Raw genomic sequence first — 25,463 nt, 5'->3', positions numbered from 1 at the left:
CGCAGTGGCCGTCAGCGCCCGAGGATCCGAAGCAGAACGCCGGTCAGTTCCTTTTCCCTGTCCGCCGTCTCGGCCTCGGCCCGCCAGGCCACGAAGCCGTCGGGCCGGACCAGCACCGCGCCCTCCGGTGCGACGCCGTGCGCCGAGGGCCAGTTGGCACCGCCGCCGGTGTCCAGGTCGTACTCCGCTCCGTCGCCGACGGAGTAGACGTCGAGCGGTACGTTGAGCCGCGCGCCCACCGTGCGGGCCGCGGTGCGCCAGTCGGGACCCCCGCAGAGCAGGACGAAAGAGCGCTCGTACAGGTCAATGGTGGAGACCTGCGCGCCGTCACGTGTGACCCACAGGTGCGGTGCACGGCTTCCGGGCTCGCCGTCCAGGCACAGGACGTCCGGGATGACCTCCTGAGCCGTCGCGCCGACCACCGCACCGGACGCGTAGCGATAGCCCAGCGCCACGGTCATCAGGTCCGCGGAGTCGTTCGACGCCGTCCGGGCCGAGTAGCCGGGGTGCTGTTCACGAGCGGCCTGAACGGTCGCTCGCGCGCTGGTGGTCTGGGCCACTGGCCGGCGCTCGGCCTCGTAGCTGTCCAGCAGCGTCGAGCCCGCCCAGCCGCGCAGGACCGCGGCGATCTTCCAGGCGAGGTTGTGCGCGTCCTGGATACCGGTGTTGGATCCGAACGCCCCGGTCGGCGGCATTTCGTGGGCGGAGTCACCCATGAGGAACACGCGTCCGTCCCGATAGCTGTTCGCCACGCGGTCCGCCGCGTGCCACGGCGCCTTCCCGGTGATCTCCACGTCCAGATCGCGCACGCCGGCTGCCGCCCGGATGTGCTCGGTGATCCGGCTTTCGGTGAAGTGCTCCAGCGTCTGTCCGCGCTCGGGGAACCAGGGCACGTGGAAGACCCACTGCTCCTCGTTGTCCACGGGCAGCAGCACGCCTTCGCCGACGGGGTCGGTGACGTAGCAGACGACGAACTTCTGCTCCCCCGCGACCTCGCGCAGCAACTTGCTGCGGAAGGTGACGCTGACGTTGTGGAACAGGTCTCCCGAGCCCGAGTGTTCGATCCCGAGCCGCTCGCGGACGGGGCTGCGGGGGCCGTCGGCGGCGAACAGGTAGTCCGACCTCACCGTGTACGTCTCACCGGTGTCCCTGGCCTGAAGGACGGACCGCACGCCGTCCGCGTCCTGGCTGAAGGACAGCAGCTCCGTGCCGAAGCGCACGTCCCCGCCCAGGTCGCGGGCGCCTTGCAGCAGTACCGGCTCCAGATCGTTCTGGCTGCAGGCGCAGCGGACGGTCGAGCACAGGTCCATCTCCGGCGGCCTGCCGGTGATCCGCGCCGAGAGCCATCGCCGGCTCTCGCCGCGCAGGGTGTCCACCTGAAGAATTCCGTGGTTCTTCGACAGCGTGGTCGCGGCCTTCCGGATGTCCGGCTCGAGGCCCGCGGTCCGGAACAGTTCCATCGTCCGCATGTTGTTGCCGCGCCCACGCGGATGCGCCGACGTGGCGGCATGGCGCTCGACGACACGGTGCGGGATGCCCAGGCGCCCAAGGAACACGGATGCGGACAAGCCCACGAGTGAGCCCCCCACAACCAGGACGGGCACATACTCGTTGCCGCGATCATTCATCGCGTTCACTCCTCTGGAATCAGCATCTCCGCAGCACGGTGGCCGATGGGTTCCGTGACTCGCTCTCATCTCTTGTGCCATGTACGGCGAGCCGATAAGCAGTGATCACCCGAACAGCGGAGAATCCGCCTCGCCGCGGCCCGTACGCACGGCCCCGACGACCGTGCGGGATGCCGGTGGGTGCGATCGGGCGAATCGCGTTTACGTAAGGGATCCTTCCGGGGACCCGTGGATCGTCAGTCGTACATCTGCTGTCCCGTGCCCGGGGCGGAAGCTTTGAGAAAGGCCGGGATGATGACTCAGCTCGACGAACGGGACACGACGGACTCGACGGCGGACGCGATCGCGGCGGCCTCGCGCGGTGCGATGGCGTATCGCGCCAACCCCTATCCGGTGTACGCGTGCCTGCGCGAGTCGGCCCCGGTGTGCCGCCTGTCTCCCCCGCACGGGGTGGAGACGTACCTGATCACCCGGTTCGACGACGCCAAGGCCGCCCTGACGGACCCGCGCATCAGCAAGGACATGTACGCGGCGATGGACGCGTACCACACCATTTTCGGTGACTCGTCCATCGCGCTCGACGACAACATGCTCTTCTCCGACCCGCCCAAGCACACCCGGCTGCGCCGCATCGTCAACAGGGCGTTCAGTCCGCGTCGTATCGAGTCCTTGGGTCCTCGGATCCAGCAGATCACCGACGAACTGCTGGACCGCTGCTCCACCGACGCGCCCGTCGACCTGCTGTCGTCCTTCGCCTTCCCGCTCCCCCTCATCGTGATCTGCGAGCTCATGGGAATTCCCGAGGACGAGCGCGCGGAGGTTCAGAAATGGTGCACCATTGTCGCGCGCACCGGATTCAGCAAAGAGGACAAGGAGAAACTGGCCCAGGCCGAGGGAGCGCTGCGCGACTATTTCGCCGAACTCATCCTGCGCAAGCGTAAGAACGCGTCCGACGACCTGCTCAGTGATCTGATCCGGACGCAGGACGAGCAAGGGGCCATGACCGACGGCGAGCTTCTGTCGACCCTGTGGGTGCTGCTCTTCGCCGGCCACAAGACGACCGCGTACCTCATCGGCAACGCCGTGTTCAACCTGCTGACCCACCGCGACCAGTTGCACGAGGTTCTGGAGGATCCGGAACTCCTGCCGAACGCCATCGAGGAGGTCATCCGCTTCGAGGGATCGGTGGAGAACGCGACGTTCCGGCACGCGCTGGAGGACATCGACATCAGAGGCACGCTCATTCCCAAGGGTTCCCTCGTGCAGATCGCGATCGCCTCCGCGAACCGGGATCCGGAGAAGTTCGCGTGCCCTGACGCCTTCGACGTCAAGCGGCAGGGCCTGCAGAGCGCGCACCTCGGCTTCGGCAGCGGGGCGCACTACTGCCTCGGCGCGCCGTTGGCCCGACTGGAAATGCGGACGGCGTTGACCACGCTCTTCCAGAGGTTCCCGAAGATCGACCTCGATTTCCCGGCGTCCGAGGCGGAGTGGCTCAAGGTCCCGTTCCCCGCGTTCCGGGGACTGGAGAGGCTTCCCGTCGCGCTGGTTCCGTGACCCCCTCCCCCGCAGGGACTGGACGCCCGTGTGGTCGGCTTCGCGCCGACCGCCGGGCGTCCGGGCGTCTCCCGTGCGGTGCCCGCGGCCTCACCCGGTGAAGAGTTGCTTGGCCTTCAGGACGAGTTCGTAGAGGCCGTAGCACAGGGGCGCGCCCACCCACAGCCAGGACAGGACGATCAGTGCTCGCCGGTCAGGCGGGCTGCTCGCGTCGGCCATCGGCGGCCTCCTTCGATGCGGGAACGTGGTGGCGGGGATGGACGGGCCGTACGAACTCGTTGGCGACGAACCCGACGACCAGCAACCCGATCATGATCATGAAGGAGAGGCCGTAGAGGGCCGAACCGTGCTTGCCGGCCTCCTCCTGGCGGTCGGCGATCCAGTTCACGATCAGTGGGCCGAGGACTCCGGCGGTCGACCAGGCGGTGAGCAGCCGGCCGTGGATCGCGCCGACCTGGTAGGTCCCGAACAGGTCCTTCAGATAGGCGGGGATCGTCGCGAAGCCGCCGCCGTAGAAGGAGAGGATCACGAAGGCGCACAGGACGAACAACGGCTTGGACGAGTCGCCGAACGACGCGATGAGCAGGTACATGAGCGCGCCGACGCCCAGGTAGACGCGGTAGATGTTCTTGCGTCCGATCAGGTCGGAGGTCGAGGACCAGCCGATGCGGCCCGCCATGTTGGCCGCGGACAGCAGGGCGACGAAGCCGGCGGCCGCGAGCGCCGACACCGGGGCGGAGGTGTCCGCGAAGAAGTCCGTGATCATCGGGGCGGCCTTCTCGAGGATGCCGATGCCGGCGGTCACGTTCATGCAGAGCACGAGCCACAGGCACCAGAACTGCGGGGTGCGCACGGCGCTGCGGGCGGAGACCTGCACGCCGGCGAGGGCGCTCGGCCCACTCTCGACCGGCTTCCTGGCGCGCGGGACCCGCACCAGCAGGACGCCCAGGGACATGAAGACGGCGTAGGTCAGCCCGTGCACGAGGAAGGCGAGAGCGATCCCCGAGTGGTCGGCGCCGAACGAGTCCAGCATCTGCGCCGACCAGGGCGAGGCGATCAGCGCGCCGCCGCCGAAGCCCATGATGGCGATGCCGGTGGCCATGCCGGGCCGGTCCGGGAACCACTTGATCAGGGTGGAGACGGGCGAGATGTAGCCGATGCCCAGTCCGATGCCGCCGACGAACCCGTAGCCGAGGACGATCAGCCAGTACTGCTCGGTCTGCGCGCCCAGTGCGGCGAGCAGGAATCCGGAGGAGAAGCAGACGAGGGCGACGGTCATCGCCCAGCGCGGTCCGTTGCGTTCCACGAGCGTGCCGCCGAACGCGGCGGACAGACCGAGCATCACGATGGCCAGCTGGAACGGCAGCGCGCTTTCGGTGCCGTCGAGGTGGAGCGCGGACTCCAGGGGTGGTTTGAACACGCTCCAGGCGTAGGCCTGGCCGATGGACAGGTGGACCGACAGAGCGGCGGGCGGAACCAGCCAGCGGCTCCATCCCGGGGGAGCTACAGGAGGACTCATGATCCCGGACGGTACGAACCCCGTGCCTGCTTGAACACCGCGCGGTCGACCGTATGCGGTAAGCGGTATCCATCGTGCGACGAACGGTCGTACCGGCCGGTTTCTCCTATCCCAGGGCCGCCAGGAGCGCGCGCTCCGTGTCCGGGGCGAGTCCCGCGCGGCGTGGCCGGTCGAGTCCCAACTCGTGTTCCCAGCGCAGGGTGTCGACAAGGAGGTCGGTGCGGGAACGGTGGCGCAGGCCTGCGGCAGCGGCGGCGGATCCGTCGCGCGCCGCCCAGCCCTCCCATCCCGGTTCGACCACCCACATGGGCAGTGAGTCGGGGCCCATGTACTGGGCCACTCCGTGCGCGAGGAGCTGCTGGGAGGCGACGGTGACGACCGGTCCGGTGTGCCCGCCGACGTCCCGGGACAGCTCGATCCACTCGGCGAAGGACACGGTCGGGCCCACCGCGTTGTACGTTCCCGTGGTGCGGCGTTCCGCGGCGTCCAGGAGCCAGGTCGCCAGGTCGCGCACGTCGATGGTCTGCGTCGGCGCCTGCGGGGTGTCGGGGACGAGCAGCGGTGCCCGGGGGGCACGGGCGGCGCGGGCGACCCAGTAGCCGGCGCGGTCGCTGCGGTCACCGGGCCCTCCGATGAGTCCGGCGCGTGCGATCAGGAGTCGGTCGGCCAGGGCCGTCCGGGAGAGCGTTTCGCAGGCGGACTTGGCCTCGCCGTACAGCTCGCGCTCGGCCTCTTCCCGCTCTGTGGCGGCCAACAGGGCGGCGGACTCGTCCGCGCCGGGCTCGCCCTGGGAGGCGTACGCGCTGACCGAGGAGACGTAGATCCAGTGCCGTGCCCGCGCGCCCAGGGCCGCGACAGCCCGCCGTACGAAGCCGGGTTGCCAGGACACCTCGAGCACGGCGTCCCATTCCCGGTCGGGCAGGCCCCCGTACGCGGCGGGGTCGCGCCGATCCGCGGCCACCAGATGCGCGCCTTCGGCCACGGGCCCGCTGTCGCCGCGCGCCAGACAGGTCACCCGGTGGCCGCGGTCGAGGGCCTGTCGGGAAACCTCACGCCCGAGCCAGGCCGTACCGCCGAGGACAAGGATCTCCATGCGTTCCATGACCGCACCCCATCAGCTCGGCCCCGGTCACGCCAAGGGGCTTCTGCCGTCGGCAGAAAGCGTCCACGGCTCCTGGTTCAGGCCCACTTCTCGTTGCGGTGACCCGTTCCACGAAACAATCATGGCGGTCATGGACCGACCGAGTCAGATCATCGAATGTGGAGACTTCGTCCTGCGGCGCTGGCGGGAGCGGAGCGATTTCGATCAGGTGTTCACGTTGATCGAGGAGTCTCGCGACCACCTGCTCCCGTGGATGCCGTGGGTCGCCCAGCACAGCGAGAAGACCACCCGGGACTTTCTGGCGAAGTCCGAGTCGAGGTGGGCGAGCGGCGAGGTCTACAACTACGCCGTGGTCAAGGACGGTACGCCCGTCGGCATGTGCCAGACCTACCGTGGGGCCGAACCTCAGGGGTGGAGGATGGGGTACTGGCTGCACCCCGCCGCCGCCGGCCGGGGCATCGCCACGAGAGCGACGGCCGCCCTGGTCGCCGAGATGTTCACCCTGCCGGACGTGGAGTACGTGGAGATCACCCACGACCTGGCCAACACCCCCAGCAGTGCCATACCGCGTCGGCTGGGGTTCACCGAGGTCCGGCGTGAGCAGGCACCACCGCCCACGGCTCCCTCCGGCTGCGGCATCGACGTGGTCTGGCGTCTGAACCGCCCCGCACAGCCCGTCAACGGCACTGCCTCCCCTTGAGCATCCTGACCGCCGCCGGCGCGCGATCAGCCTGAGCCGAGCCGTGGCCGATCGCGCCGGCGGGCCCGCCCTGGCAGGGGCGGGCCCGGCCGCGTTCAGCCGCGGTGCCGCACGAAGCCGAGGTAGGCGTAGGCGAACCCCTCCCCCGCGCGTGGCGCCCGCGTCCAGGATCGGGTGGTGAAGGTGCGCAGTCTGCCTCGGGTCAGCGCGAAGCGGGGCAGGGAGAGCCCGAGTTCGGTGTGCAGGGCCTCCAATATGCGCCGTTCGCAGTCCACTTCGGTGTCCTCCGGGCGGAACAGCCGTACGGGGTCCAGGGCCTCGGGTATCTCGCCGGTGCGCTGCATCTCCGTCCCCCGCACGGTGAACGCGTAGAGTTCCTCGCCCTGTTCGGCCACCGACAGGTGGAACGCGGTGGGGTGGTCACCCGGGGACGAGTGCCTCGGGTCGCGCCACACCTCCACCGCGCGGCCGGACGAGGAGGCGTCCGGCGCAAGGGACCGGAACCGGTTGTTCAGGTGCTGGCCGCAGTGGCCGTCGACGGCGAAGGCCCACGCTTCGGCGGTGCGGCCGACGGCGACCACGGCCCGGTCCTCCCAGAGTTCCACGCCCTCCCGCTCGTGGGGCCTGGGTGCCCGCCAGGACGCCCTGTACGCATCCATGGGCGCGCTCAGTTCCGCGCCTTCCTCACCGATCAGAGCGGGCAGGCGATCGGGGTCGACCCCCTGGACCCAGACACAGCGGTATCCGGCGCGCGGCCACTGGTTCGCCGCGGGCTCCGTCAGCCAGGCCAGGCCCGGCGGGTCGAGATCGGGCAGCGGCTCGGGAGCGGGTCCCCTCTCCCCGCACCGGGGTGTCGCGAGGATTTCCCGCCCGCGTTCCGGGGTGATCAGCGGACCCAGGACCGGATCGGCGAGCAGGCCGATCGGGGCGATCAGCAAGGGCCCGGGCGCCTCCCACAGCGGGAGCGCGTCCCGCAGCGCCCGCCACGCGGCGTCGGTCGCCCCCCAGCGGGCCGACTCCCGGGCCTCGGCGACGGCCCGGCCCCATGGACCGGAAGGCTCGTAGTGATGGGTGCCGTCCCGCAGCGCGCCCAGTACGGCCTCGGCGGTCCTGCGGGCGACCCCGCGGGCGGCCATCATCCCGAGCCAGTGGTCGTCCCCGCCCAGCCGCCATTCGCCACCGGCCGGCGTCATGGCCTGCAGAGGCAGGATCTCGGGCAGGTAGCGCGGGTCGGCCGCCAAGGTGCCGTAGTCCCTGATGTTGCCCGGAGCCAGCAGCTGCCGGAGCTGGTCCAGCAGGACGGCGCTCCGTGGCCGTCCGAAGGACAGCGCCTCCTCGAGCAGGGGCAGGGCCTCCTCGTAGCGCCCGCGCAGGGCCAGCAGGCGGGCCTCCTCCACCTGGGCGTCCTGGGCGCGGGTGGTCGCGTTCACGAAGTCGGGCCTGTCCACCCGGTTGGCGTGGAAACCGCGGTACATGACCTCCATGTACGCGCGGAACGAGGGGTAACGGTCCGGGAATTCACCGCTCCAACCCTTGTAGACGTAGAGCGCCCACTCGCCGTCCTGGTCGCTGTCGCCCGGGTCGAGCAGGGCGTACGACATGTCGGAGTCCGTCTCCAGCTGGAGCGCCCGCTGCCACATCCCGGCCAGCAGGACGTCCTCCTCGCTCGGGTTGTCGCCCAGGTTCTCCTCGTACAGCGGGGTCAGGTCGTGCGGATCCCGGAACCAGTCGATGTCCGCGGCGCCGCCGAGCTGATAGACCCCGGCCGTCTGCTCCACGTGCCACCCGTCGCTCACGGCCAGGAACTCCCGGTACGAGGGTGGCAGCCGCCGCCCCAGCCGCTCCTCGGCCGCGGCGATGGCCGCCTCGTCCGCCCCGGGCCTGCCCAGAGGGACGACGCTCTGCCCGCCGTCCTCGTCGACGTCCTCGTCCGCGCCCGCGCGCGGCACCCACTCCTCCTGCCAACGTCCCAGGAACCGGTGCCAGTTGAAAGACTCGTCGCTCATGACGGGATGGTGTCACCGGGCACTGACAACGGCGCCCCGGCCCTTCCCTCGTGGCATTCACGGCGGGTGCCAACGGGATACCGCCAAGCCGCGCGGAGTGGTCGTTCGGCGGCCCTCAGGTGCCGGTGGCGAGGTAGCGGCGATGGCGGGAAGACGTCGACGCGGTATGTTCTCGCCATGCGCACCATCGCCGTCCTGGCGCTGGATCAGGTGATCCCCTTCGACCTGTCCACGCCGATCGAGGTCTTCTCCCGTACTCGGCTCCCCGACGGGCGCCCCGGATACCGGGTCCGGGTGTGCGCCGAGCGCCCCGAGGTCGACGCCGGCGCGTTCACCCTCCGCGCGCACCGCGCACTCGACGGCCTCAAGGGCGCGGACACGGTCATCGTGCCGGGCACGGCCGCCCCCACCGCACCGCTCACACCCGCGGTCCGCGAAGCGCTGCTGGAGGCCGCCGCGGACGGCACCCGGATCGCGTCCATCTGCACGGGCACCTTTCCGCTGGCCGCCACCGGACTCCTCGACGGGCTGCGCGCCACGACGCACTGGATCGCGGCGGACCTGCTGGCCTCGCTGTACCCGAAGGTGACGGTCGACCCCGACGTGCTGTACGTCGACAACGGCCGGCTCCTCACCTCCGCGGGCGCCGCCGCGGGCCTCGACCTGTGTCTGCACATGATCCGCGGCGACTACGGCTCGGCGGTGGCCGCCGACGCGGCCCGGCTCTCCGTCATGCCGCTCGAACGGGAGGGCGGGCAGGCGCAGTTCATCGTCCACGACCACGCGCCCGCACCGCAGGGATCCTCCTTCGAACCCCTCCTCACCTGGCTCCAGGACAACCTGGACCGGAACCTGACCCTCGCCGACATGGCCGCGCACGCCGGGGTCAGCACCCGCACCCTGATGCGCCGCTTCCGCGAGCAGACCGGCACCACCCCGTTGCAATGGCTGCACCGGGCGCGCGTCCGGCGGGCCCAGCACCTCCTGGAGACCACACAGCACCCGGTGGAGCGGATCGCGGGGCAGGTCGGGTTCGGCTCGCCCACGGCGTTCCGCGACCGCTTCAAGCGGACGACGGGTGTCAGCCCGCAGGCGTATCGCCGCACATTCAGTTGAACCGGGTCGGGTACAGGGCGCCCCCCGCCTACCCCTCCCCCACCTCCGCCTCCGCCTCCGCCTCCGCCGGCGTCCAGGAATAGCCGCAGTGCCGGCCTGCGTTGCCGCGCGTATGACGACGAATGCTCCGCGGCCCGAGGTGTTGCGCTACACCGCCTTCTCCAGTGACCCCGACGGCGGCAATCCCGCCGGCGTCGTTCTGGACGCCACCGCCCTGGACGAGAGCCACATGCTGGCCATCGCCGCCGACCTCGGCTACTCGGAGTCCGCGTTCCTGACCGCGCCCCCGGAGGGCCTCGGCGGCCAGGTGGGACGGGCGTACAGCATCCGTTACTTCAGCCCCAAGGCCGAGGTGCCGTTCTGCGGGCACGCCACCGTCGCGACCGCCGTCGCTCTCGCCGAGCGGACAGGCCCAGGAAAGCTGGTGTTCGCGACCCGCGCCGGCACCGTGCCGGTGGAGGTGACCGAGGAGGGCGGAACGCTCAGGGCCACACTCACCAGTGTCGAGCCGCACCTCGAAGAGATCGCCCACCCCGACCTCGCGGAGGCACTCGTCGCGCTCGGTTGGCCGGCCGCGGATCTCGACCCGGCGTTTCCTCCCCGTGTCGCGTTCGCCGGCGCCCGTCATCTCGTTCTCGGGGCGGCGACTCGCGCGCGCCTCGCGGATCTCGCGTACGACTTCGCGCGCCTCGAAGCCCTGATGCACCGCCTGGACCTGACCACGGTCCAGTTGGTGTGGCAGGAGTCGGCCACCGTCTTCCACGTCCGCGACCCGTTCCCCGTCGGTGGCGTCGTCGAGGACCCGGCAACCGGTGCCGCGGCCGCCGCGTTCGGCGCGTACGCCCGTGAGTTCGGCCTGGTCCCCGAGGACGCCGTCCTCACCCTGCGTCAGGGTGAGGACCTGGGCCGCCCCGGCGAGCTCACGGTGACGCTGCGCGCCGGTGACCCGCGTGTCCGCGTCAGCGGCACGGGTGCTCGCATCGGCTGAGGCCCCGGACCGGGACCTCCGAGTGCGGTCGCCCGTCAGGTGCTGGTGACGGTGGTGCGGGCGGACTCGTCGACACGGAGGGTGAAGACGTCGGGGCGCGCGTAGTGGCCGGTGGGGTCGAAGTCGAAGCGGGCGCGTGCGAGGTCGTCCAGGTCGAGTGCGGCGGTCAGGATGCCCTCGCTGCCGCGCAGCGGGCCGGCGAGGACCTCACCGAGCGGGGAGACGATGACGGAGCCGCCGTCGATCAGGACGGTGTCGGGCGCGTCGCCCTGGACGGGGTGGAGGTCGGCGGGCAGGGCGTCGCGGCGCAGGTACTGGTTGGCACTGAGCACGAAGCAGCGGCCCTCCAGGGCGATGTGCCGCATGCTGGCCTGCCAGGCGTCGCGGTCGTCCACCGTCGGCGCGCACCACAGGTCGACGCCCTTGGCGTACATGGCCGTACGGAACAGCGGCATGTAGTTCTCCCAGCAGATGGCCGCGCCGAGGCGGGCGGCGCCGGTGTCGACGACCGGGAGGGTGGAGCCGTCGCCCTGGCCCCACAGGTAGCGCTCGGCGGCGGTCGGCATCAGCTTGCGGTGCAGTCCCAGGTAGCCGTCGGGGCCGAAGAAGAGGGCGACGCAGTAGAGGGTGCCGCCCTGCCGTTCGACGGCGCCGACGACGGCGTGGCAGCCGAGTTCCCGGGTGAGCGCGGCCAGGGTGTCGGTCTCGGGGCCGGGGACGTCGATGGCGGCGGCGTGGTAGCGGCGGAACAGTTCACGGCCGGCCGGGGTGCGGCTGCCGACGGTGATGTCGAAGTCCAGGCCCTTGGGGTAGCCGCCGAGGAACGCCTCGGGCAGGACGACGACCTCCGCGCCTCGGTCACTGACGGCCTCCCGGACGAGTTCCTCGGCGCGGTGCAGCGCGGCCTTGGTGTCGAACAGCGGGGCGGCCGCCTGGACGACGGCGGCGGTCACGGTACGGCGGGACTCGGGGACCACGGCAGCGGCGTGGGGCAGCGACGTCATGGCACCGAGAGTAGGAAGCCCCCGGATCCACGGGCAAGGCACCGCCGGTGGCCCGGACGAGTCCCGGTCCGGGTCCGGGGCCGGGTCCGGGTCCGGGTCCGGGTCCGGGTCCGTCAAGGCTTGCGGCCGACCCCGCACCACATCGGCAGCGGGCCGGCAGACGGACCGTCGGCGGGGTCGGGACGCCATGCGGGCAGTTGGACGACGCCCGGGTCCAGGAGATCCGCGCCGTCGAAGAACCGGGCGACCTCGGCATGCGTGCGGGGCGTGGCTCCCGCGTGCGCGGCCGCCCGGTCGTTGTACGCGCGCATCGACTCGGCGACCTCCTCGGCTCCGATGTCCGCGGCCGGGTGGGAGAGGACGATGTGACTGCCGGGGGCGAGCGCGTCGAGGAGACGCCGGGCGATGCCGTAGGGGTCGTCGGCGTCCGGAACGTACTGCAGGACCGCCACGAGCATCAGGCCCACGGGCTGCGACAGATCCAGCGTCTTCCGGGCCGCCGCCAGGATGCTGTCCGGGTCACGCAGGTCCGCCTCCAGATACTCCGTCGCCCCTTCCGGGGTGCCGGCCGGCAGCCCACGGGCATGAGCCAGGACGATCGGATCGTTGTCGACGTAGACCACCCGGGCGCCGGGATCGACCCGCTGCGCCACCTCGTGCGTGTTGTCAGCCGCTGGAATCCCGGTGCCGATGTCGAGGAACTGCCGGATCCCCGCTGTCCCGGCCAACTGCCGTACCGCCCGCCCCAGGAAGGCCCGGTTGGCCCGGACCGCCGGAACGATCTGCGGGTTGGCCGCGGCGGCCAGTTCGGCCGCCTCCCGGTCGGCGGGGTAGTGCTCCTCGCCGCCCAGCCAGACGTTGTACACCCGCGCGGGATGCGCCACCGAGGAGTCGATCGGCACCGGCCCACCCGCTGAACGCTCGTTCATCCGCATCCGCTCCCCCTCACCTGCCCGGCCATCTGCCCACCGTAGCCAACCTGAGCCAACTCCCTTGCACAAGAGCCCTCAAGGGCACCACCATCCCGCGGATGCCGCGTCCCTTGAGTTCGTTGGCCCAGGTCCGGGCGAACGATCGGGTGGCCGCCTTGGACGCCGCGTAGATGCCGAACGCCGGCGCGCCGGAGTCCGCGTTGGTGGAGCCGTTCAGGATGATCGAGGCGCCGTCGTTGAGTACCGGCAGGGCCTTCTGGACGGTGAACAGGGTGCCGCGGACGTTGACGCCGAACTGGACGTCGAAGTGTTCTTCGGTGATGTGCTCCAGCGGCACGAACTCGGCGACGGAAGCATTCGCGAACAGCACGTCAAGTCCTTTGCCCCGGCCGCGGATCGCCTCGTACAGCCGGTCCAGGTCTTCCAGGTTTGAGATGTCACCCACCACCGCGGTGGCCGCCGCCGAGCCGATCGCTTCGACGGCCGCGTCGAGTTCGGCCTTGCGCCGGCCGGTGATGAACACGTGTGCACCCTCGGCGGCCATCCGCTCGGCGGTGGCCAGGCCGATTCCGGTTCCGCCGCCGGTGACGAGGGCGGTCTTTCCTTCAAGCAGTCCCAGGGTAATCATTTCCTTTCGATTTATGTATCGATCACTACGGAATATGGACAGCAGTGCTCCCGTGCCGGATGGGCACAGAAGGGATACCTGGGGTGATGCCCGTTGCCGCCGGGACGGACGGGCCGGCCGGGTCAGGCGGGTCAGGCGGGTCAGGCGGGTCAGGCGGGTCAGGCGGGTCAGGTGATGACGATCGGACGCGCCTGGGCGAGATGGGCGGCCAGTTCCTCACGCGTCTGGTGCAGGTGCGCGTTCCATGCGGGCTGGCCGGGGCCGCTGCGCCAGGACTCGCTCAGCGGGCTGTTGTCGACGGTGTCGAAACCGAACTCGTCGTACAGGCGCGTCACCAGTTCCACGGCCTCGGGCACGTCGCTGGAGACCGACAGCGCGTGGCGGCCGGGCGTGCCCGCAGGACTGCCCGAGGCGAACAGCCGTGGAGCCTGGATGTGCGTGAAGGCCTTCGCCACCTTCGAGGTGGGAAGCTGCTCCTGACGGAGCTCGTGAACAGTCTTCTCGCCCGAGTCGACAGCGGGGAAGTGGCCGTCGCGCCAGGGCATGTAGTTGTTCGTGTCGAGCACGATCTTGCCCGCGAGTTGTTCCACGGGCATGTCGTTGACCAGCTTGAGCGGGACCGCCACGATGGCGAAATCAGCCGCCGCAGCGGCGTCGGCGGCGTTCGCGGCGCGTGCCGAGGGTCCGAGCTCGGCGATGAGCCGGGTCAGGGTCTCGGGGCCGCGGGAATTCGCGATGACGATGTCGTAGCCCTGCTTGATCGCAGCACGCGCGAGCGTGCTGCCGACCTCGCCCGCGCCGATGATGCCTATCACGGTCATGGATCCATGCCTCAACTTCCGGTGGGACGATCGCGCCTTCGCCCCGGGCCTGGTTTCGGCCGAGGCTGCCGGTCCGCGCGTATCACGTGGGTGACCTCCTGAAAGTTCCGTAGCGATCGATGCGGAACCAGACCATAGCACTTCTGTAGCGATCGATGCGGAAAGTTCTGCATCGACCGCTGCGAAGAGGTAGAGTCCACGGCGTGGCGACCAAACAGAGCGGTCCGATCGGCCGACCTCGAGCATTCGACACCGAGGCAGTGCTGGAGCGAGCCATGCTCTTCTTCTGGGAGCACGGCTACGAAGGCGCCAGCCTGGCCGGTCTGACCAAGGCGATGGGCATCTCCACCACCAGCATGTACGCGGCCTTCGGCAACAAGGAAGAACTGTTCCACAAGGCCTTGGAGCGCTACACCGAAGGCCCGAGCGCCTACCTGGCCCGGGCCCTGGAAGAGCCGACCGCACTCGGCGTCGCAACCGCGATCCTCACCGGCACCGTGCGCACCACCACCCGGCCGTCTCAACCTCACGGGTGCCTGGGTGTCCAGGGCGCCCTGTCCACCGGCGCCTCCAGCAGCAGCGTCCGCGACCTCCTCGCCGCCTGGCGCAACGACGGCTGCAACCGCCTCCGTGAGCGGTTCCAACAGGCCGTGGACGAGGGCGACCTGCCTGCCACGACCGATGCGGGACTACTGGGCCGGTACGTCAGCACCCTGGCCTTCGGCATCGCCGTGCAAGCCGCAAGCGGTATCGGTCGCGACGAACTCCAGGACATGGCCGATGCCGCCTTGAAGGCCTGGCCACCCTTCTGAGCCAATGCCCTCCGACCAGGGCACCCCGAGGCGGTCGAGCAGGCCCACGCCGGCTTCGCCGCCCTCACCTGCAGCGAAGTCCCTGAACCCCGCACAGACTCACCGGGCGTGGTGATCGGCAGCGGCGGCGGCGTCGGCAGCTGACGGCCGCCTGCGGCACGGCGGGGCAGAGCGTCGCACACTGGTCTCGACGCGGATGAGCGTGCTCTTCGGCCACGGTGACCACATGGACACGCGCGGTCACAGGGCAGGGTCTGGGACGCCCGGACAAGATTTTTTCGGGCATCCTGTCGATTCGCCCTCCGGCCATTCGTCATCTCCACGCAACCAACCCCATGCACGAGGAGCGGACCGTGAAGTACCTGCTGTTGATCAACACCCTGTCGCCGGACTCCACCGAGGAGCGACCCGCCGAGGGACCGACGATGGAAGAGTTCATGGCGTTCGACAAGGCCGTCTGCGACGCCGGCGTCAAGCTCGACGGGAACGCCCTGGACATCACGAACGCGACTACCGTACGCGTCCGCGTGAACGGTGAGCGTGTCGTGACCGACGGACCGTTCGCCGAAACCCGGGAGATCGTCGGCGGCTACTACCTGATCGACGTTCCCGACCTCGACGCCGCGCTCGACTGGGCGGCTCGGTGCCCCGGGGCCCGGCACGGCACCGTCGAGGTGCGCACGGTCTGGGAGCCGCATCAGTCGTGAACGAGCAGCGAGCGGCCCGCTCCGTGGAGGCGGTGTTCCGCGAGGACCGGAGCCGGCTGCTCGCCCTCCTCGCGGCTCGGTTCAAGGATCTCGACCTGGCCGAGGAGACCGCGTCCGACGCGATCGAGGCCGCGCTGGAGCGGTGGCCGGTCGACGGAGTTCCGGACAAGCCACTGGCCTGGCTGCTCACCACGGCACGCCGCAAGGCCATCGACCGGATCCGGCGCGACCGCGCGTACGCGGAGCGGCTGGCGGTGCTCCAGGTGGAAAGCGACCGGGCCGCCGCCGCAGTCCCCGCCGAGCCCGGCTTCGACGACATCCCCGACGAGCGGCTGCAACTGTTCTTCACCTGCTGCCACCCCGCGCTCTCACCGGAGGCACGGACCGCGCTGACACTGCGCTTTCTGGCGGGCCTGACCACACCCGAGGTGGCCCGGGCCTTCCTGGTGCCCACCGCGACGATGGCCCAGCGCATCGTGCGCGCGAAACGCAAGATCCGCAGTGCGCGCATCCCGTTCCGCGTCCCGGGGCCGGACGAGCTGCCCGCGCGGCTGCCCAGCGTGCTCCGGGTCGTCTACCTCGTCTTCACCGAGGGGTACGCCGCCAGCTCGGGCCACGACCTCGTCCGTCCCGACCTGGCCGACGAAGCCATCCGGCTCGCTCGGATCCTGCATCGGCTGCTTCCCGGAGAACGAGAGGTGACGGGACTGCTCGCGCTCCTCCTGCTCACCGATGCCCGGCGCGGGGCCAGGACCGACGCCGCGGGCGGCCAGGTGCTGCTCGAGGACCAGGACCGCGCTCTGTGGGACGCCGACCTCATCGCCGAGGGGCGGCGGCTCGTCGTGCCGGCTCTGACCGGGCCCGGCGTCGGACCGTACGCGGTGCAGGCGGCGATCGCGGCGCTGCACGACGAGGCGACCGGCTTCGAGACGACCGACTGGCCGCAGATCGTCGCGCTCTACGACGTGCTGTTCCAGATCGAGCCGTCCCCGCTGGTCGCACTGAACCGGGCCGTGGCCGTCGCCATGCGCGACGGCCCCGAGGCGGGACTCGCCCTGCTGGACTCCCTGACCGAGGCCGAGGAACTGCGTGGCTACCACCTGCTACCCGCGGCACGGGCCGACCTGCTGAGCAGGCTGGGCCGCACCACCGAGGCCGCCGCCGCCTATCGGGCCGCCCTCGACCTCGTCGGCAACGAGTCGGAGCGGGCCACGCTCGCTCGCAGACTCGCGGAGATCACCGACCGGTGATGGGCCCGCCCAGGTAGTGCTCGTGAGTAGCACCTTCCGCCCTCCCACGCAGGAGGCGTCCGGCGGCCACCGCCGCGTACGCCACCGGGCGCGCGCCGCAGCGGCCGAGGAACAGCCCGGAGCCGACGTAGGTACGCGCCTGTGCGGGCATCACCTGTAGGGGGCACGCGGCTCGACAAGGTGAGGCAGGTGAGGTTCCCATGGCCACACTCGACATCCGCGACCTGCACTGTTCGGTGCACACCGACGCCGGACCTCGCGAGATCCTTCACGGGGTCGACCTGGTCGTACGCCAGGGCGAGACCCACGCCATCATGGGTCCCAACGGCTCCGGCAAGACCACCCTCGCCTACGCGCTCGCCGGGCACCCGAAGTATCTGGTCACGTCCGGCAGCGTCACCCTGGACGGCGAGGACGTGCTCGCGATGAAGGTCGACGAGCGGGCGCGGGCCGGGATCTTCCTCGCCATGCAGTACCCCGTCGAGGTTCCCGGCGTATCCATGTCCAACTTCCTGCGCGCCGCCGCCACCGCCGTCCGCGGCGAGGCCCCCCGGCTGCGCACCTGGCTCAAGGAGGTGCGCGCGGCGATGGAACGCCTCCAGATCGACCCCGCCTTCGCCGAGCGCAACGTCAACGAGGGGTTCTCCGGCGGGGAGAAGAAGCGCCACGAGATCCTCCAGCTCGAGCTGCTCAAGCCGAAGATCGCGATCCTGGACGAGACCGACTCCGGCCTGGACGTCGACGCGCTGCGCGTCGTCGCCGAGGGCGTCAACCGTGTCCGCGTCACGGGACAGGTCGCCACCCTGCTGATCACGCACTACACACGCATCCTGCGCTACGTCCGCCCCGACCACGTCCACGTCTTCGCCGACGGTCGCATCGCCGACTCCGGCGGCCCCGAACTCGCCGACCGGCTGGAGGACGAGGGCTACGAGGCCTACGTGAAGGGCAAGGCGCGAGGCTGAACAACCCGTTCCGCGTGCGTCGATCCGCGTTGCCGGGCCGATGGGGCCTGCCCTGCGGAAGGCCGCGAAGGCCACTCGTACGGTGGATGGGAGACGGACGGTGGAGGACACCGCCCGCCGCGGCGCAGGTCGAGGTTGGCGGCTACAGCCTCTGGGCGGCGGCCCCGCCGGGACCATGCCCCTTGCCCGGAGGGCCCACGCGGATCGTGCGGAAGTAGTCGTAGGACACGTGGGCGGTGCGGACCGGGTCGGGTTGCTGGTCCCTCTCGATGATGTAGTGGTGGTGGGGCAGTTGCCGCAGGTTGGCGAAGATCCCCGCGAAGTCGATCTCGCCCTCTCCCAGGTCGGTCTCGATGTCGTTCCACGGTGCGCCGTCCTTGACGTGGAGCATCGGGAACCGCTTCTCGTACGACCTGAGGTAGGGGGCCGGGTCCGCACCTGCCCGCAGGATCCAGTAGAGGTCCATCTCGAACCAGACCAGGTCCGGGTCGGTCTCCTCCAGCCACACGTCGAAGAGGGTCTGCCCGGACTGCGGATCCGCGTGGAACTCGTTGTCGTGCAGGTGGGCATACCAACGCAGCCCCCGGGCCCTGGCGGCCTCGCCCCACTGGTTCATCTCCCGGGCCATCGCACGGTAGCCCTGGGCGGTCTGGGCGCCGTCCATGTAGGAGACACCGACGTACTCCTGTCCGAGCGCCACCGCGTTGTCGAAGGTCTGCTGCGCCTGGGCGCCGCGGAAGTCACCGGGGTTGTGATGGCTGCCGATCACCCGCAGCCCGTTCGCGTCGGCGATCCTGCGGAACTGCTCGGCGGTGCGCCCGCCGTAGGTGTAGGCGGGCTCGATCTCGGCGTAGCCCGCGTCGGCGATCATCTCGAGTGTGCCCTCGGGATCGACGGCGAGCATGTCGCGCACCGTGTACAGCTGGAGACCGATGCGGCCTGCCGGAACTCGTCTGCCCGCTCCGGGGGCCGGGGCCGCCTGCGCCGGCCAGGCCTGCGATCCGATGGCCAGAACGGCGGCGGAGGCCGCTGCGCCACGGAAGAATTGACGGCGACCGTGTGACTTTCCTTGAGCGGAGTTCATCTTTGTCCTTCTCTCAGCGAAAGTTGAGAGGATGCTATGGACACATCAACTGCGGGCACAAGGCCCTCGACATCGACCGCAGGCCCACTCCTGTGTCCTGAACGCGCGCAAGGCCGTCCCGGCGTACGCGGACGACCGGCCAGAAGCCGACCACTCACCGCGTCTCGCGGATCCCTGGCGTCGACACCGGCGTTCGCGAACACGGCGACGCGCCCGAGGGCTCCGGCACGGAGGCGACTCCCCCTTGACCCAGCCCGGCTCACCGGCACGGTCGCCGTCGTGACGGGTGCGGCCGGGCAACGCCGCCGGGCCCTGGCGGCGTTGCCCGGTCCGGGGGTCAGATCCGCGTGGCGAGCGGCACGGAGATCTGCTTCATCCAGCTGCCGGTCGCGAAGTCACGCGCCTTGATGACGACGTGGTCGCGGTACACGTCCACCTGGAGTCCCTGGTTGAAGTGTCCGGGAACCGTGACCTCGCCGCCCTGGCCGTTGTCGGCGAAACCGGTCTGCACCGCACCGGTGTTGATGACCGAGAAGCCGTCGAGGTTGGCGGTGCCCGGCACCACCCGGCGCACGTACCAGTCGGACAGGGTCAGGTCCCAGTGGGTGTGGCCGCTGAAGAGGAACACGTCGCGGTAACGCCCGAGGAGGCCGAGGAGGCGGTCGGGCTGGAGGTAGTCGCTCGTGTAGATCTTGCTGCGGGTACCGGAGACGGTGTTGGGCAGCGGGTGGTGGGTGATCACCATGACCGGCTTGCGGCGCCGCGCCCAGTACCGCAGGCGGTCCTCGAGCCACTGGAACTGAGCCTCACTGATCCACACCTCGTCCCAGAGGGAGTTGTCGTGGTACTTCATGTAGCGCTCGGTGCCGATGGTCAGGATCGGGATGCCGCCGAAGGTCGTCTCCGCGTAAATCTTGGAGCGCTTGGCGAAGTTGTAGAAGCTGCGGAAGAGGGATTCCTCGGTGGTGCCGTTGGGCCAGGTGTCCTGGGCGAGGGTGTCCGGGTCGGCGTACTTGGGGACGTAGAACTCGTGGTTGCCGATGGCCCAGGCCACCTCACGCGGCTTCGGGCCCTGGTCCAGCACCTTCTGCACTTCGGCGTACTCGAAGTCGTAGCCGCGCGGGGTGATGTCCCCGGCGACGGCCATGCCGGAGGAGCGCGGGTTGGTGGCCTTGATGTCCTTGAGCGCCTCGGCGAAGTCGCTGAGGTCGCCCTGAATGTCGCTGATGACGTTGAACGTGGTGACAAGCCCGCCGGCACCGCCGGCGGCCGGCGCGGCCTCGGCGGGCACCTGGGCGAGTCCTCCGAGCACCAGGGCTCCGGCGGTCGCACCCAGCAGGGATCTGCGTTCCACGGTCGTTCCTTTCGGCTGTCGCGCGGGGCACGGGGCATCCACCCCACGCGATGGACTAGACCCGTTATCAATACGCGACCGAGCGGGCGGTCAAGTGAACGCGATGCGACATTTCCACCGTAGGCGCGACAGTCACTCGGATCCGGTCGACGTCGCGCCCTCCCCGGGGGCACGACGTCGACCGCCGCTCCTGGTCAGTCCGTCCGACGAGTGCGGTTGTCGAACAGGGCCAGTCCGGCAGCCGTGTTGGAGACGGGCACGTGGTAGGCCGTGTGCACCTTGCGGACCTGCTCGTTCATCGCGTCCCGCATGACGAGCCACATGATCAGTTCGATGCTGCCACGTCATGTCGAAGTCGCCGGCGACGTGCCCGATCCTCTGCCGCAGGGTGTCCAGGTCGAGGGCCGTGCCGTCGGCGTGGGCGAACTTGGCGGGGAGTGGGTTTCCGGGAGGTCCGGTCGGCCCGTGGGGGCCCGGTGTGCCGTGGCCGGGGTGTGCGGGAGACGCGTCAGGACAGGCGGGCGAGCCAGGCCTGCCGCCAGGCCTCGGTGCTGTCGAGGTCGTTGAAGGTGAACACGTGGAAGCCGTGCAGCCGGTTGTCGGGCCTTCCGAAGGCGGGTGTGAGCCGTTCTATGAGCTTGTTCGGGCTGTAACCGCCCGGCAGGAAGAAGCGCCAGAGCATGTTCTGCTGCTTCCTCAGGAAGCGTGCCGACTGTCCGAGGCCGAGGCCGGCCGAGACACGGATCAGCTTCTGGCGGCTGATCGCGCCGGGAATGCCGATCCGGACGGGCAGTTCGACCCCGGCTTCCCGCACGGTGCGTGCCCAACGGATCGTGGTGTCGGCGTCGAAGCACAACTGCGTGATGACATGGCTGGCGTGAGGCGCCTTGGCCCGCAGGGCCTTCTCGATCAGTTCGTCGCGGATGCTGCCGTGGCCCTCGGGGTAGCCGCCGATCCCGATGGACGCGAAGGAATGTCCCCCTGTCCGCAGGGCCTCGATCAGGCTCAGTGCGTCCGGGAAGGCACCCGCCGGTTCGGGGGCGTCCCCGGCGATGACGAAGAGCCGGTCGACACCGGATTCACGCAGGCGCGACACGATGTCGGTGAGGTGGGCCCGGTCGCGTACCAGGCGCGCCGCTATGTGCGGGGCGGCGCGGTAGCCGTGCTCGCTGAGCCGAACGGCCAGGTCGACCGTGGGCCCCAAACCCTTGGCCTCGGTCGTCGTCACCGTGAGTGCCACGTCTTGGGGCACATGGGCCAGTACCTTCTCCTCCGCGCTCCTGAACGGCAGGATCTCGTACGAGGCGTTGCGCAGCGCGTCCGCCAGCGCCGCCTTGGCCGGGCGGGCGAAGAAGCCGTTGGCGGGTCGGGAAGCGGGCTCCCGCGCGGTTCTCGCGGACGTCATCACGTACTCCGTTGGTTGGTGCGATGGACATGCAGGGCCGAAGCGGCCCTGCCATCCTCGCCTGTGTGCGCGGCGCGTTCCGTGCAGGCCCCGGGTCAGGACCTGCCCCGCAACACTAGAAGTCCGCGCCTCACCGCGGATCACGCGGATGACCTCATCCGTCCTTGGCGACCGTCGCGACCGGACCGGGACATGTGACGTAGGCGTGGGCCACGGCCCCTCGCGGTTGCTCCCTGGGAACCGGCTCGAGTGTCAGCAGCTCCAGTCCTTGTCGAGATCGAGTTGCTCGCTGCGCTGGGTGAAGGAGAACCAGTTACCGGAGTCGTCACGGAAGATGGCCTCGGTGCCGTACGGCCGTTCCTGCGGTTCCTGGAGGAACTCCACGCCGCGCGCCTTCATCGCCCGGTAGTCGGCGTGGATGTCGTCGGTGGCGAACACGCCCGCGCCCAGCACGCCCTTGGCGATCAGCTTCTTCAGCTCCTCGGCGGACTCGGGGTCGAGCGCGGGCGGACCGGGGACCATCAGCGTGAGTTCGAGATCCGGCTGGTCCTCGGCACCGACGGTGAGCCAGCGCATCCCGCCCTCGCCCATCGTCATGTCGGTACGGACCTGGAGCCCCAGCTTCTCGGTGTAGAACGCCCTGGCCCGGTCGTGGTCGAGGACCCAGACGTTGGCGATGGACAAGCCCTTGATCATGGCCGACTCCCTGTGCTCGGCGGGGCACCTTTCGCCCACGCGCTGCGGCCCACCGTAGTTACCGCCGGCTCACCGGGCTTCTCCAAAGTTGCGCTCTTCGGTGCCGCGCTCCCGCAGTCCCTTGAAACCTCCGTGCCAGAGCAGCGCGTAACACCCGGGAACCAGTGCCGACCTCTGCCCGACATGCCGGGCACGGTACTCGCTCGGGGTGAGGCCGGTCTGTTTCTTGAAGCTCGAGGAGAAGGACCCCAGGCTGGTGAAGCCCACCAGCGTGCAGATCTCGGTGACCGACAGGTCGGCGGTGCGCAGCAGGTCCTCCGCGCGCTCGATGCGGCGGCGGCTCAGGTACTGCCCCGGTGTCTGCCCGTACGCGTCCCGGAAGACGCGGACGAAGTGGTGGCGCGCGTACCCGGCGTGTGCGGCGACCGCGCCCAGGTCGATGGGTTCGGCCCAGTCACGGTCCATGACGTCCTTGGCCAGGCGGAGCCGCCGCAACCGCGACAGCCGGCCGTCGCGCGTCGGGTCCGGCGTGCTGCTCACCCCTCGATGGTGGCACAGCCTGCCGGGCCCGCCCGCCCCGTCAGCGGCGACGGCGGGCGTTGAGCCGGGCCGCCTGGCGTGTCAGGTGGTCGCGTTCGGCGAGGTTGGCGGCCTTGTGGGCCGCTTCGGCGTACAGCCGTGCCGCCGTCGCCAGGTCGCCGTCGCGCTCGTGGAGGTACGCCGCCACGGCGGCATGGCGGGGCAGCGAGGCGTCCAGCGCCGCGAGCGCCGCCAGGCCGGCGCGCGGTCCGTCGGCCTCGCCGACGGCGACCGCGCGGTTGAGCCGGACGACCGGGCTGTCGGTCAGGCGCGCGAGTTCGTCGTACCACTCGACGATCTGGACCCAGTCGGTCTCCTCGGCGGTGGGCGCGTCGGCGTGGAGTGCCGCGACGGCGGCCTGGGCCTGGAACTCGCCGAGACGGTCGCGGGCGAGGGCCCTCTGGAGGATCTCGACGCCCTCGGCGATCGACTTGGTGTCCCACCGGCCGCGGTCCTGCTCGGCGAGCGGTACCAGGCTGTCGTCGGGCGCGGTCCGGGCCGCGCGCCGGGCGTGGTGGAGGAGCATGAGGGCGAGCAGCCCCGCCACCTCGGGGTGGTCGATCGCGGCCGCGAGCTGCCGGGTGAGCCGGATGGCCTCGGCCGCGAGGTCGACATCGCCGGAGTACCCCTCGTTGAAGACGAGGTAGAGGACGCGCAGCACGGTGGCGACGTCGCCCGGCTGGTCGAATCGCGCGCCGGAGACCGTGCGCTTGGCACGGCTGATCCGTTGCGCCATGGTCGCCTCGGGCACCAGGTAGGCCTGGGCGATCTGGCGGGTGGTCAGCCCGCCGACGGCGCGCAGGGTGAGGGCGACCGCGGACGACGGGGTCAGCGAAGGGTGGGCGCACAGGAAGTAGAGCTGGAGCGTGTCGTCCACGGCGGGCGTGGGCCCGGGCGCCGGTTCCTCGTCGACGAGGTCCTCGCGACGGCGGCGGGCGGCGTCCGCCCGCATCGCGTCGAGGAAGCGGCGCCAGGCCACGGTGACCAGCCAACCCTTGGGGTCCCGGGGCGGGGCGTCCGGCCAGACGCGGACGGCCTCGACCAGCGCGTCCTGCACGGCGTCCTCGGCCGCCGCGAAGTCGGCTCCGCGGCGGACGAGGATCCCGAGCACACTCGGTGTGAGGCTCCGGAGCAGGGCCTCGTTCATCGACGAGGTCACTCCGCGATGGTGGGCGGCGCGGTCAGGAACGGGCGGACCTCGAGCCACTCGTGGATCGGCCTTCCGCCCGCCCCGGGGGCGGCCGACAGTTCCCCGGCCAGTTCGACGGCGCGCTCGTAGTCGTCGACGTCGATCACCATCCAGCCGGCGATGAGGTCCTTGGTCTCGGCGAACGGGCCGTCGGTGACCGGCGGGCGTCCCTCACCGTCGTACCGGACCCACGTCCCCTCCGGGGCGAGCGCCTGGCCGTCGACGAACTCGCCGGTCTTCTCGAGCCGGGCCGCGAAGTCGTTCATGTACTGCATGTGGGCTGAGATCTCCTCCGGCGTCCACTGGTCCATCGGCACGTCGTTGACCGCTGCCGGGGCGCCTCGGTAGTGCTTGAGAAGCAAGTACTTCGCCATCGTGGTTCTCCTTGGTGCTGGTGCGACCCCTTGTGGTCACGTGCACCCCGGGGACGGAGCCGGTCGCGGGTTCTCGACAGCCGCCCGAACTTCTTCGGGAAGCGGCCGATGTCCTTCATCTCGACGACTTCCGCGCCGCGGAGCGTGGTACCACTCAGGGCAGGATGGAGTCGACGTAGCCGCCGTCGACGCGCACGGCGCCGCCGGTGGTGGCGGAGGCCTGGGGCGAGGCGAGGTAGACGACCATGTTGGCGATCTCCTCGGGCTCGATGAGCCGCTTCAGCAGCGACTGGGGACGGTGTTTGACCATGAACTCGCGCTGCGCCGCGTCCCAGGGCAGTTCGTCGCCGACGAGTTCGCGCACGAATCCCTCGACACCGCCGGTGTGGGTCGGTCCGGCGATGACGGAGTTGACGGTGACGCCGGTGCCGGCGGCGCCCTTGGCGAATCCCCGGCTGACGGCCAGCAGCGAGGTCTTCGTCATGCCGTAGTGGATCATCTCGGCGGGGATGACCACGGCCGAGTCGCTGGCGAGGTTGAGGACGCGCCCCCAGCCCCGTTCCTTCATGCCGGGCAGGTAGGCGCGGATGAGCCGGACGGCGGAAAGGACGTTGACCTCGAAGTAGCGGCGCCATTCGGCGTCGTCGATCTCCAGCGGGGCGGCGGAGCCGAAGATGCCGAGGTTGTTGACGAGGATGTCGACCATGGGCTCGGCCTCCCGTACGGCGGCGGCGCCCTGCTCCGTGGCCAGGTCGCCCGCGGCGCCGGTGACGTCGCCGCCGCCGGAGTCGGCACTTACGGTGCGGACGGCTTCGGCGACGCGCTCCTCACCGCGGCCGTTGACGACGACACGGGCGCCCGCGCGGGCGAGGCCGGTGGCGATGGCGTGGCCGATGCCCTGGGTGGAGCCGGTGACCAGAGCAGTGCGGCCGGAGAGATCGATGCGCATGATGCCTTCCCCTGGTTGAGCCTGCGGAACTGCCGCGGCGGTGCGGGTGTCCCCCCGGAGCGCCTCCTCGGACGTGCACGGTTGAGTGTCGTCATGATGCC

Annotated in this window: 25 protein-coding genes and 1 pseudogene; 8 read left to right on the top strand and 18 right to left on the bottom strand. The window is 70.5% G+C overall.

Annotation, left to right across the window (positions count from 1 at the left end):
• Window positions 1–11: 11 nt before the first annotated feature.
• Window positions 12–1,628 (bottom strand): FAD-dependent oxidoreductase, encoded by a 1,617-nt coding sequence (locus ACIHCX_RS26310; protein WP_400033520.1) that lies wholly within the window; start codon window positions 1,626–1,628, stop codon window positions 12–14.
• Between the two features lie 294 nt (window positions 1,629–1,922).
• Here ACIHCX_RS26310 and ACIHCX_RS26305 point away from each other — a divergent pair, with 294 nt between their 5' ends.
• Window positions 1,923–3,182, top strand: coding sequence for a cytochrome P450 (locus ACIHCX_RS26305; protein ID WP_400033928.1), 1,260 nt, complete (start codon window positions 1,923–1,925; stop codon window positions 3,180–3,182).
• Between the two features lie 90 nt (window positions 3,183–3,272).
• Here ACIHCX_RS26305 and ACIHCX_RS26300 read toward each other — a convergent pair whose 3' ends face one another.
• The 3 genes from ACIHCX_RS26300 to ACIHCX_RS26290 all read right to left on the bottom strand — a co-directional run bounded on the left by ACIHCX_RS26300 (window position 3,273) and on the right by ACIHCX_RS26290 (window position 5,794).
• Entirely contained in the window at window positions 3,273–3,401 is a 129-nt protein-coding gene (locus ACIHCX_RS26300; RefSeq protein ID WP_400033518.1) for a hypothetical protein, read from the bottom strand.
• Window positions 3,376–4,701 (bottom strand): OFA family MFS transporter, encoded by a 1,326-nt coding sequence (locus ACIHCX_RS26295; RefSeq protein WP_400033516.1) that lies wholly within the window; start codon window positions 4,699–4,701, stop codon window positions 3,376–3,378. The genes ACIHCX_RS26300 and ACIHCX_RS26295 overlap by 26 nt, the downstream gene beginning before the upstream one ends.
• A gap of 106 nt (window positions 4,702–4,807) precedes the next feature.
• Window positions 4,808–5,794, bottom strand: coding sequence for an NAD-dependent epimerase/dehydratase family protein (locus ACIHCX_RS26290; RefSeq protein ID WP_400033926.1), 987 nt, complete (start codon window positions 5,792–5,794; stop codon window positions 4,808–4,810).
• Between the two features lie 139 nt (window positions 5,795–5,933).
• On the opposite strand from ACIHCX_RS26290, the gene ACIHCX_RS26285 reads away from it, so the two are divergent.
• Window positions 5,934–6,503, top strand: a complete 570-nt coding sequence (locus tag ACIHCX_RS26285) for a GNAT family N-acetyltransferase (RefSeq protein WP_400033514.1) — start codon at window positions 5,934–5,936, stop codon at window positions 6,501–6,503.
• A gap of 95 nt (window positions 6,504–6,598) precedes the next feature.
• On the opposite strand, the gene ACIHCX_RS26280 is transcribed toward ACIHCX_RS26285, so the two are convergent.
• Window positions 6,599–8,509: an SMI1/KNR4 family protein gene (locus ACIHCX_RS26280; protein WP_400033512.1), complete on the bottom strand. Its 1,911-nt coding sequence runs from the start codon at window positions 8,507–8,509 to the stop codon at window positions 6,599–6,601.
• Between the two features lie 177 nt (window positions 8,510–8,686).
• Here ACIHCX_RS26280 and ACIHCX_RS26275 point away from each other — a divergent pair, with 177 nt between their 5' ends.
• Both ACIHCX_RS26275 and ACIHCX_RS26270 read left to right on the top strand, forming a co-directional pair.
• Window positions 8,687–9,625 (top strand): GlxA family transcriptional regulator, encoded by a 939-nt coding sequence (locus ACIHCX_RS26275; protein ID WP_400033510.1) that lies wholly within the window; start codon window positions 8,687–8,689, stop codon window positions 9,623–9,625.
• Window positions 9,626–9,737: 112 nt separating this feature from the next.
• On the top strand, window positions 9,738–10,613 hold the full coding sequence (locus ACIHCX_RS26270) for a PhzF family phenazine biosynthesis protein (RefSeq protein ID WP_400033508.1): 876 nt from the start codon (window positions 9,738–9,740) through the stop codon (window positions 10,611–10,613).
• Window positions 10,614–10,648: 35 nt separating this feature from the next.
• Here ACIHCX_RS26270 and ACIHCX_RS26265 read toward each other — a convergent pair whose 3' ends face one another.
• From ACIHCX_RS26265 to ACIHCX_RS26250, 4 genes and pseudogenes are all read right to left on the bottom strand, one after another.
• Window positions 10,649–11,617, bottom strand: a complete 969-nt coding sequence (locus ACIHCX_RS26265; protein WP_400033506.1) for a nitrilase-related carbon-nitrogen hydrolase — start codon at window positions 11,615–11,617, stop codon at window positions 10,649–10,651.
• A 113-nt stretch (window positions 11,618–11,730) separates the two neighbouring features.
• Window positions 11,731–12,546, bottom strand: a complete 816-nt coding sequence (locus ACIHCX_RS26260) for an SAM-dependent methyltransferase (protein ID WP_400033504.1) — start codon at window positions 12,544–12,546, stop codon at window positions 11,731–11,733.
• Window positions 12,547–12,643: 97 nt separating this feature from the next.
• Window positions 12,644–13,168 (bottom strand): annotated as a pseudogene (locus ACIHCX_RS26255) (SDR family NAD(P)-dependent oxidoreductase); the annotation flags it as partial.
• A gap of 176 nt (window positions 13,169–13,344) precedes the next feature.
• Window positions 13,345–13,998, bottom strand: coding sequence for an NADPH-dependent F420 reductase (locus tag ACIHCX_RS26250; protein WP_400033502.1), 654 nt, complete (start codon window positions 13,996–13,998; stop codon window positions 13,345–13,347).
• Between the two features lie 203 nt (window positions 13,999–14,201).
• Here ACIHCX_RS26250 and ACIHCX_RS26245 point away from each other — a divergent pair, with 203 nt between their 5' ends.
• The 4 genes from ACIHCX_RS26245 (at window position 14,202) to sufC (ending at window position 17,732) form a co-directional block, all read left to right on the top strand.
• Window positions 14,202–14,810 carry a TetR/AcrR family transcriptional regulator gene (locus ACIHCX_RS26245; protein ID WP_400033500.1) on the top strand — a complete coding sequence of 203 codons (609 nt, stop codon included), beginning with the start codon at window positions 14,202–14,204 and terminating at the stop codon, window positions 14,808–14,810.
• Window positions 14,811–15,163: 353 nt separating this feature from the next.
• Window positions 15,164–15,517 carry a YciI family protein gene (locus ACIHCX_RS26240; protein WP_400033498.1) on the top strand — a complete coding sequence of 118 codons (354 nt, stop codon included), beginning with the start codon at window positions 15,164–15,166 and terminating at the stop codon, window positions 15,515–15,517.
• Window positions 15,514–16,767 (top strand): RNA polymerase sigma factor, encoded by a 1,254-nt coding sequence (locus ACIHCX_RS26235; protein ID WP_400033496.1) that lies wholly within the window; start codon window positions 15,514–15,516, stop codon window positions 16,765–16,767. The genes ACIHCX_RS26240 and ACIHCX_RS26235 overlap by 4 nt, the downstream gene beginning before the upstream one ends.
• A gap of 200 nt (window positions 16,768–16,967) precedes the next feature.
• Window positions 16,968–17,732: a Fe-S cluster assembly ATPase SufC gene (gene sufC / locus ACIHCX_RS26230; RefSeq protein WP_400033494.1), complete on the top strand. Its 765-nt coding sequence runs from the start codon at window positions 16,968–16,970 to the stop codon at window positions 17,730–17,732.
• Window positions 17,733–17,874: 142 nt separating this feature from the next.
• Here sufC and ACIHCX_RS26225 read toward each other — a convergent pair whose 3' ends face one another.
• The 9 genes from ACIHCX_RS26225 to ACIHCX_RS26185 all read right to left on the bottom strand — a co-directional run bounded on the left by ACIHCX_RS26225 (window position 17,875) and on the right by ACIHCX_RS26185 (window position 25,362).
• Window positions 17,875–18,636 carry a sugar phosphate isomerase/epimerase family protein gene (locus ACIHCX_RS26225; protein WP_400033492.1) on the bottom strand — a complete coding sequence of 254 codons (762 nt, stop codon included), beginning with the start codon at window positions 18,634–18,636 and terminating at the stop codon, window positions 17,875–17,877.
• A gap of 517 nt (window positions 18,637–19,153) precedes the next feature.
• Window positions 19,154–20,170: a metallophosphoesterase family protein gene (locus tag ACIHCX_RS26220; RefSeq protein WP_400033490.1), complete on the bottom strand. Its 1,017-nt coding sequence runs from the start codon at window positions 20,168–20,170 to the stop codon at window positions 19,154–19,156.
• Between the two features lie 194 nt (window positions 20,171–20,364).
• A complete protein-coding gene (locus ACIHCX_RS26215) occupies window positions 20,365–20,493 on the bottom strand; it encodes a hypothetical protein (protein WP_400033488.1) in 129 nt (42 codons plus the stop codon).
• A 185-nt stretch (window positions 20,494–20,678) separates the two neighbouring features.
• Window positions 20,679–21,575, bottom strand: a complete 897-nt coding sequence (locus tag ACIHCX_RS26210; protein ID WP_400033486.1) for a methylenetetrahydrofolate reductase — start codon at window positions 21,573–21,575, stop codon at window positions 20,679–20,681.
• A 252-nt stretch (window positions 21,576–21,827) separates the two neighbouring features.
• Window positions 21,828–22,271, bottom strand: a complete 444-nt coding sequence (locus ACIHCX_RS26205) for a VOC family protein (protein WP_400033484.1) — start codon at window positions 22,269–22,271, stop codon at window positions 21,828–21,830.
• 69 nt (window positions 22,272–22,340) lie between these two features.
• The gene (locus tag ACIHCX_RS26200; RefSeq protein ID WP_400033924.1) at window positions 22,341–22,736 is read right to left on the bottom strand and encodes a helix-turn-helix transcriptional regulator; all 396 of its coding nucleotides are present in this window, start codon (window positions 22,734–22,736) and stop codon (window positions 22,341–22,343) included.
• A gap of 115 nt (window positions 22,737–22,851) precedes the next feature.
• Window positions 22,852–23,997 (bottom strand): RNA polymerase sigma factor, encoded by a 1,146-nt coding sequence (locus tag ACIHCX_RS26195; RefSeq protein WP_400033922.1) that lies wholly within the window; start codon window positions 23,995–23,997, stop codon window positions 22,852–22,854.
• Between the two features lie 8 nt (window positions 23,998–24,005).
• Window positions 24,006–24,413 carry a YciI family protein gene (locus ACIHCX_RS26190; protein ID WP_400033482.1) on the bottom strand — a complete coding sequence of 136 codons (408 nt, stop codon included), beginning with the start codon at window positions 24,411–24,413 and terminating at the stop codon, window positions 24,006–24,008.
• A 154-nt stretch (window positions 24,414–24,567) separates the two neighbouring features.
• Window positions 24,568–25,362, bottom strand: a complete 795-nt coding sequence (locus ACIHCX_RS26185) for an SDR family NAD(P)-dependent oxidoreductase (protein ID WP_400033480.1) — start codon at window positions 25,360–25,362, stop codon at window positions 24,568–24,570.
• Between the last annotated feature and the right edge of the window lie 101 nt (window positions 25,363–25,463).

It is taken from the genome of Streptomyces sp. NPDC052043 (genome assembly GCF_044548235.1).
Lineage (GTDB): Bacteria > Actinomycetota > Actinomycetes > Streptomycetales > Streptomycetaceae > Streptomyces.
The sequence above is the reverse complement of the archived record's forward strand: the minus strand, read 5'-3'. Positions and strand labels throughout refer to the sequence as shown.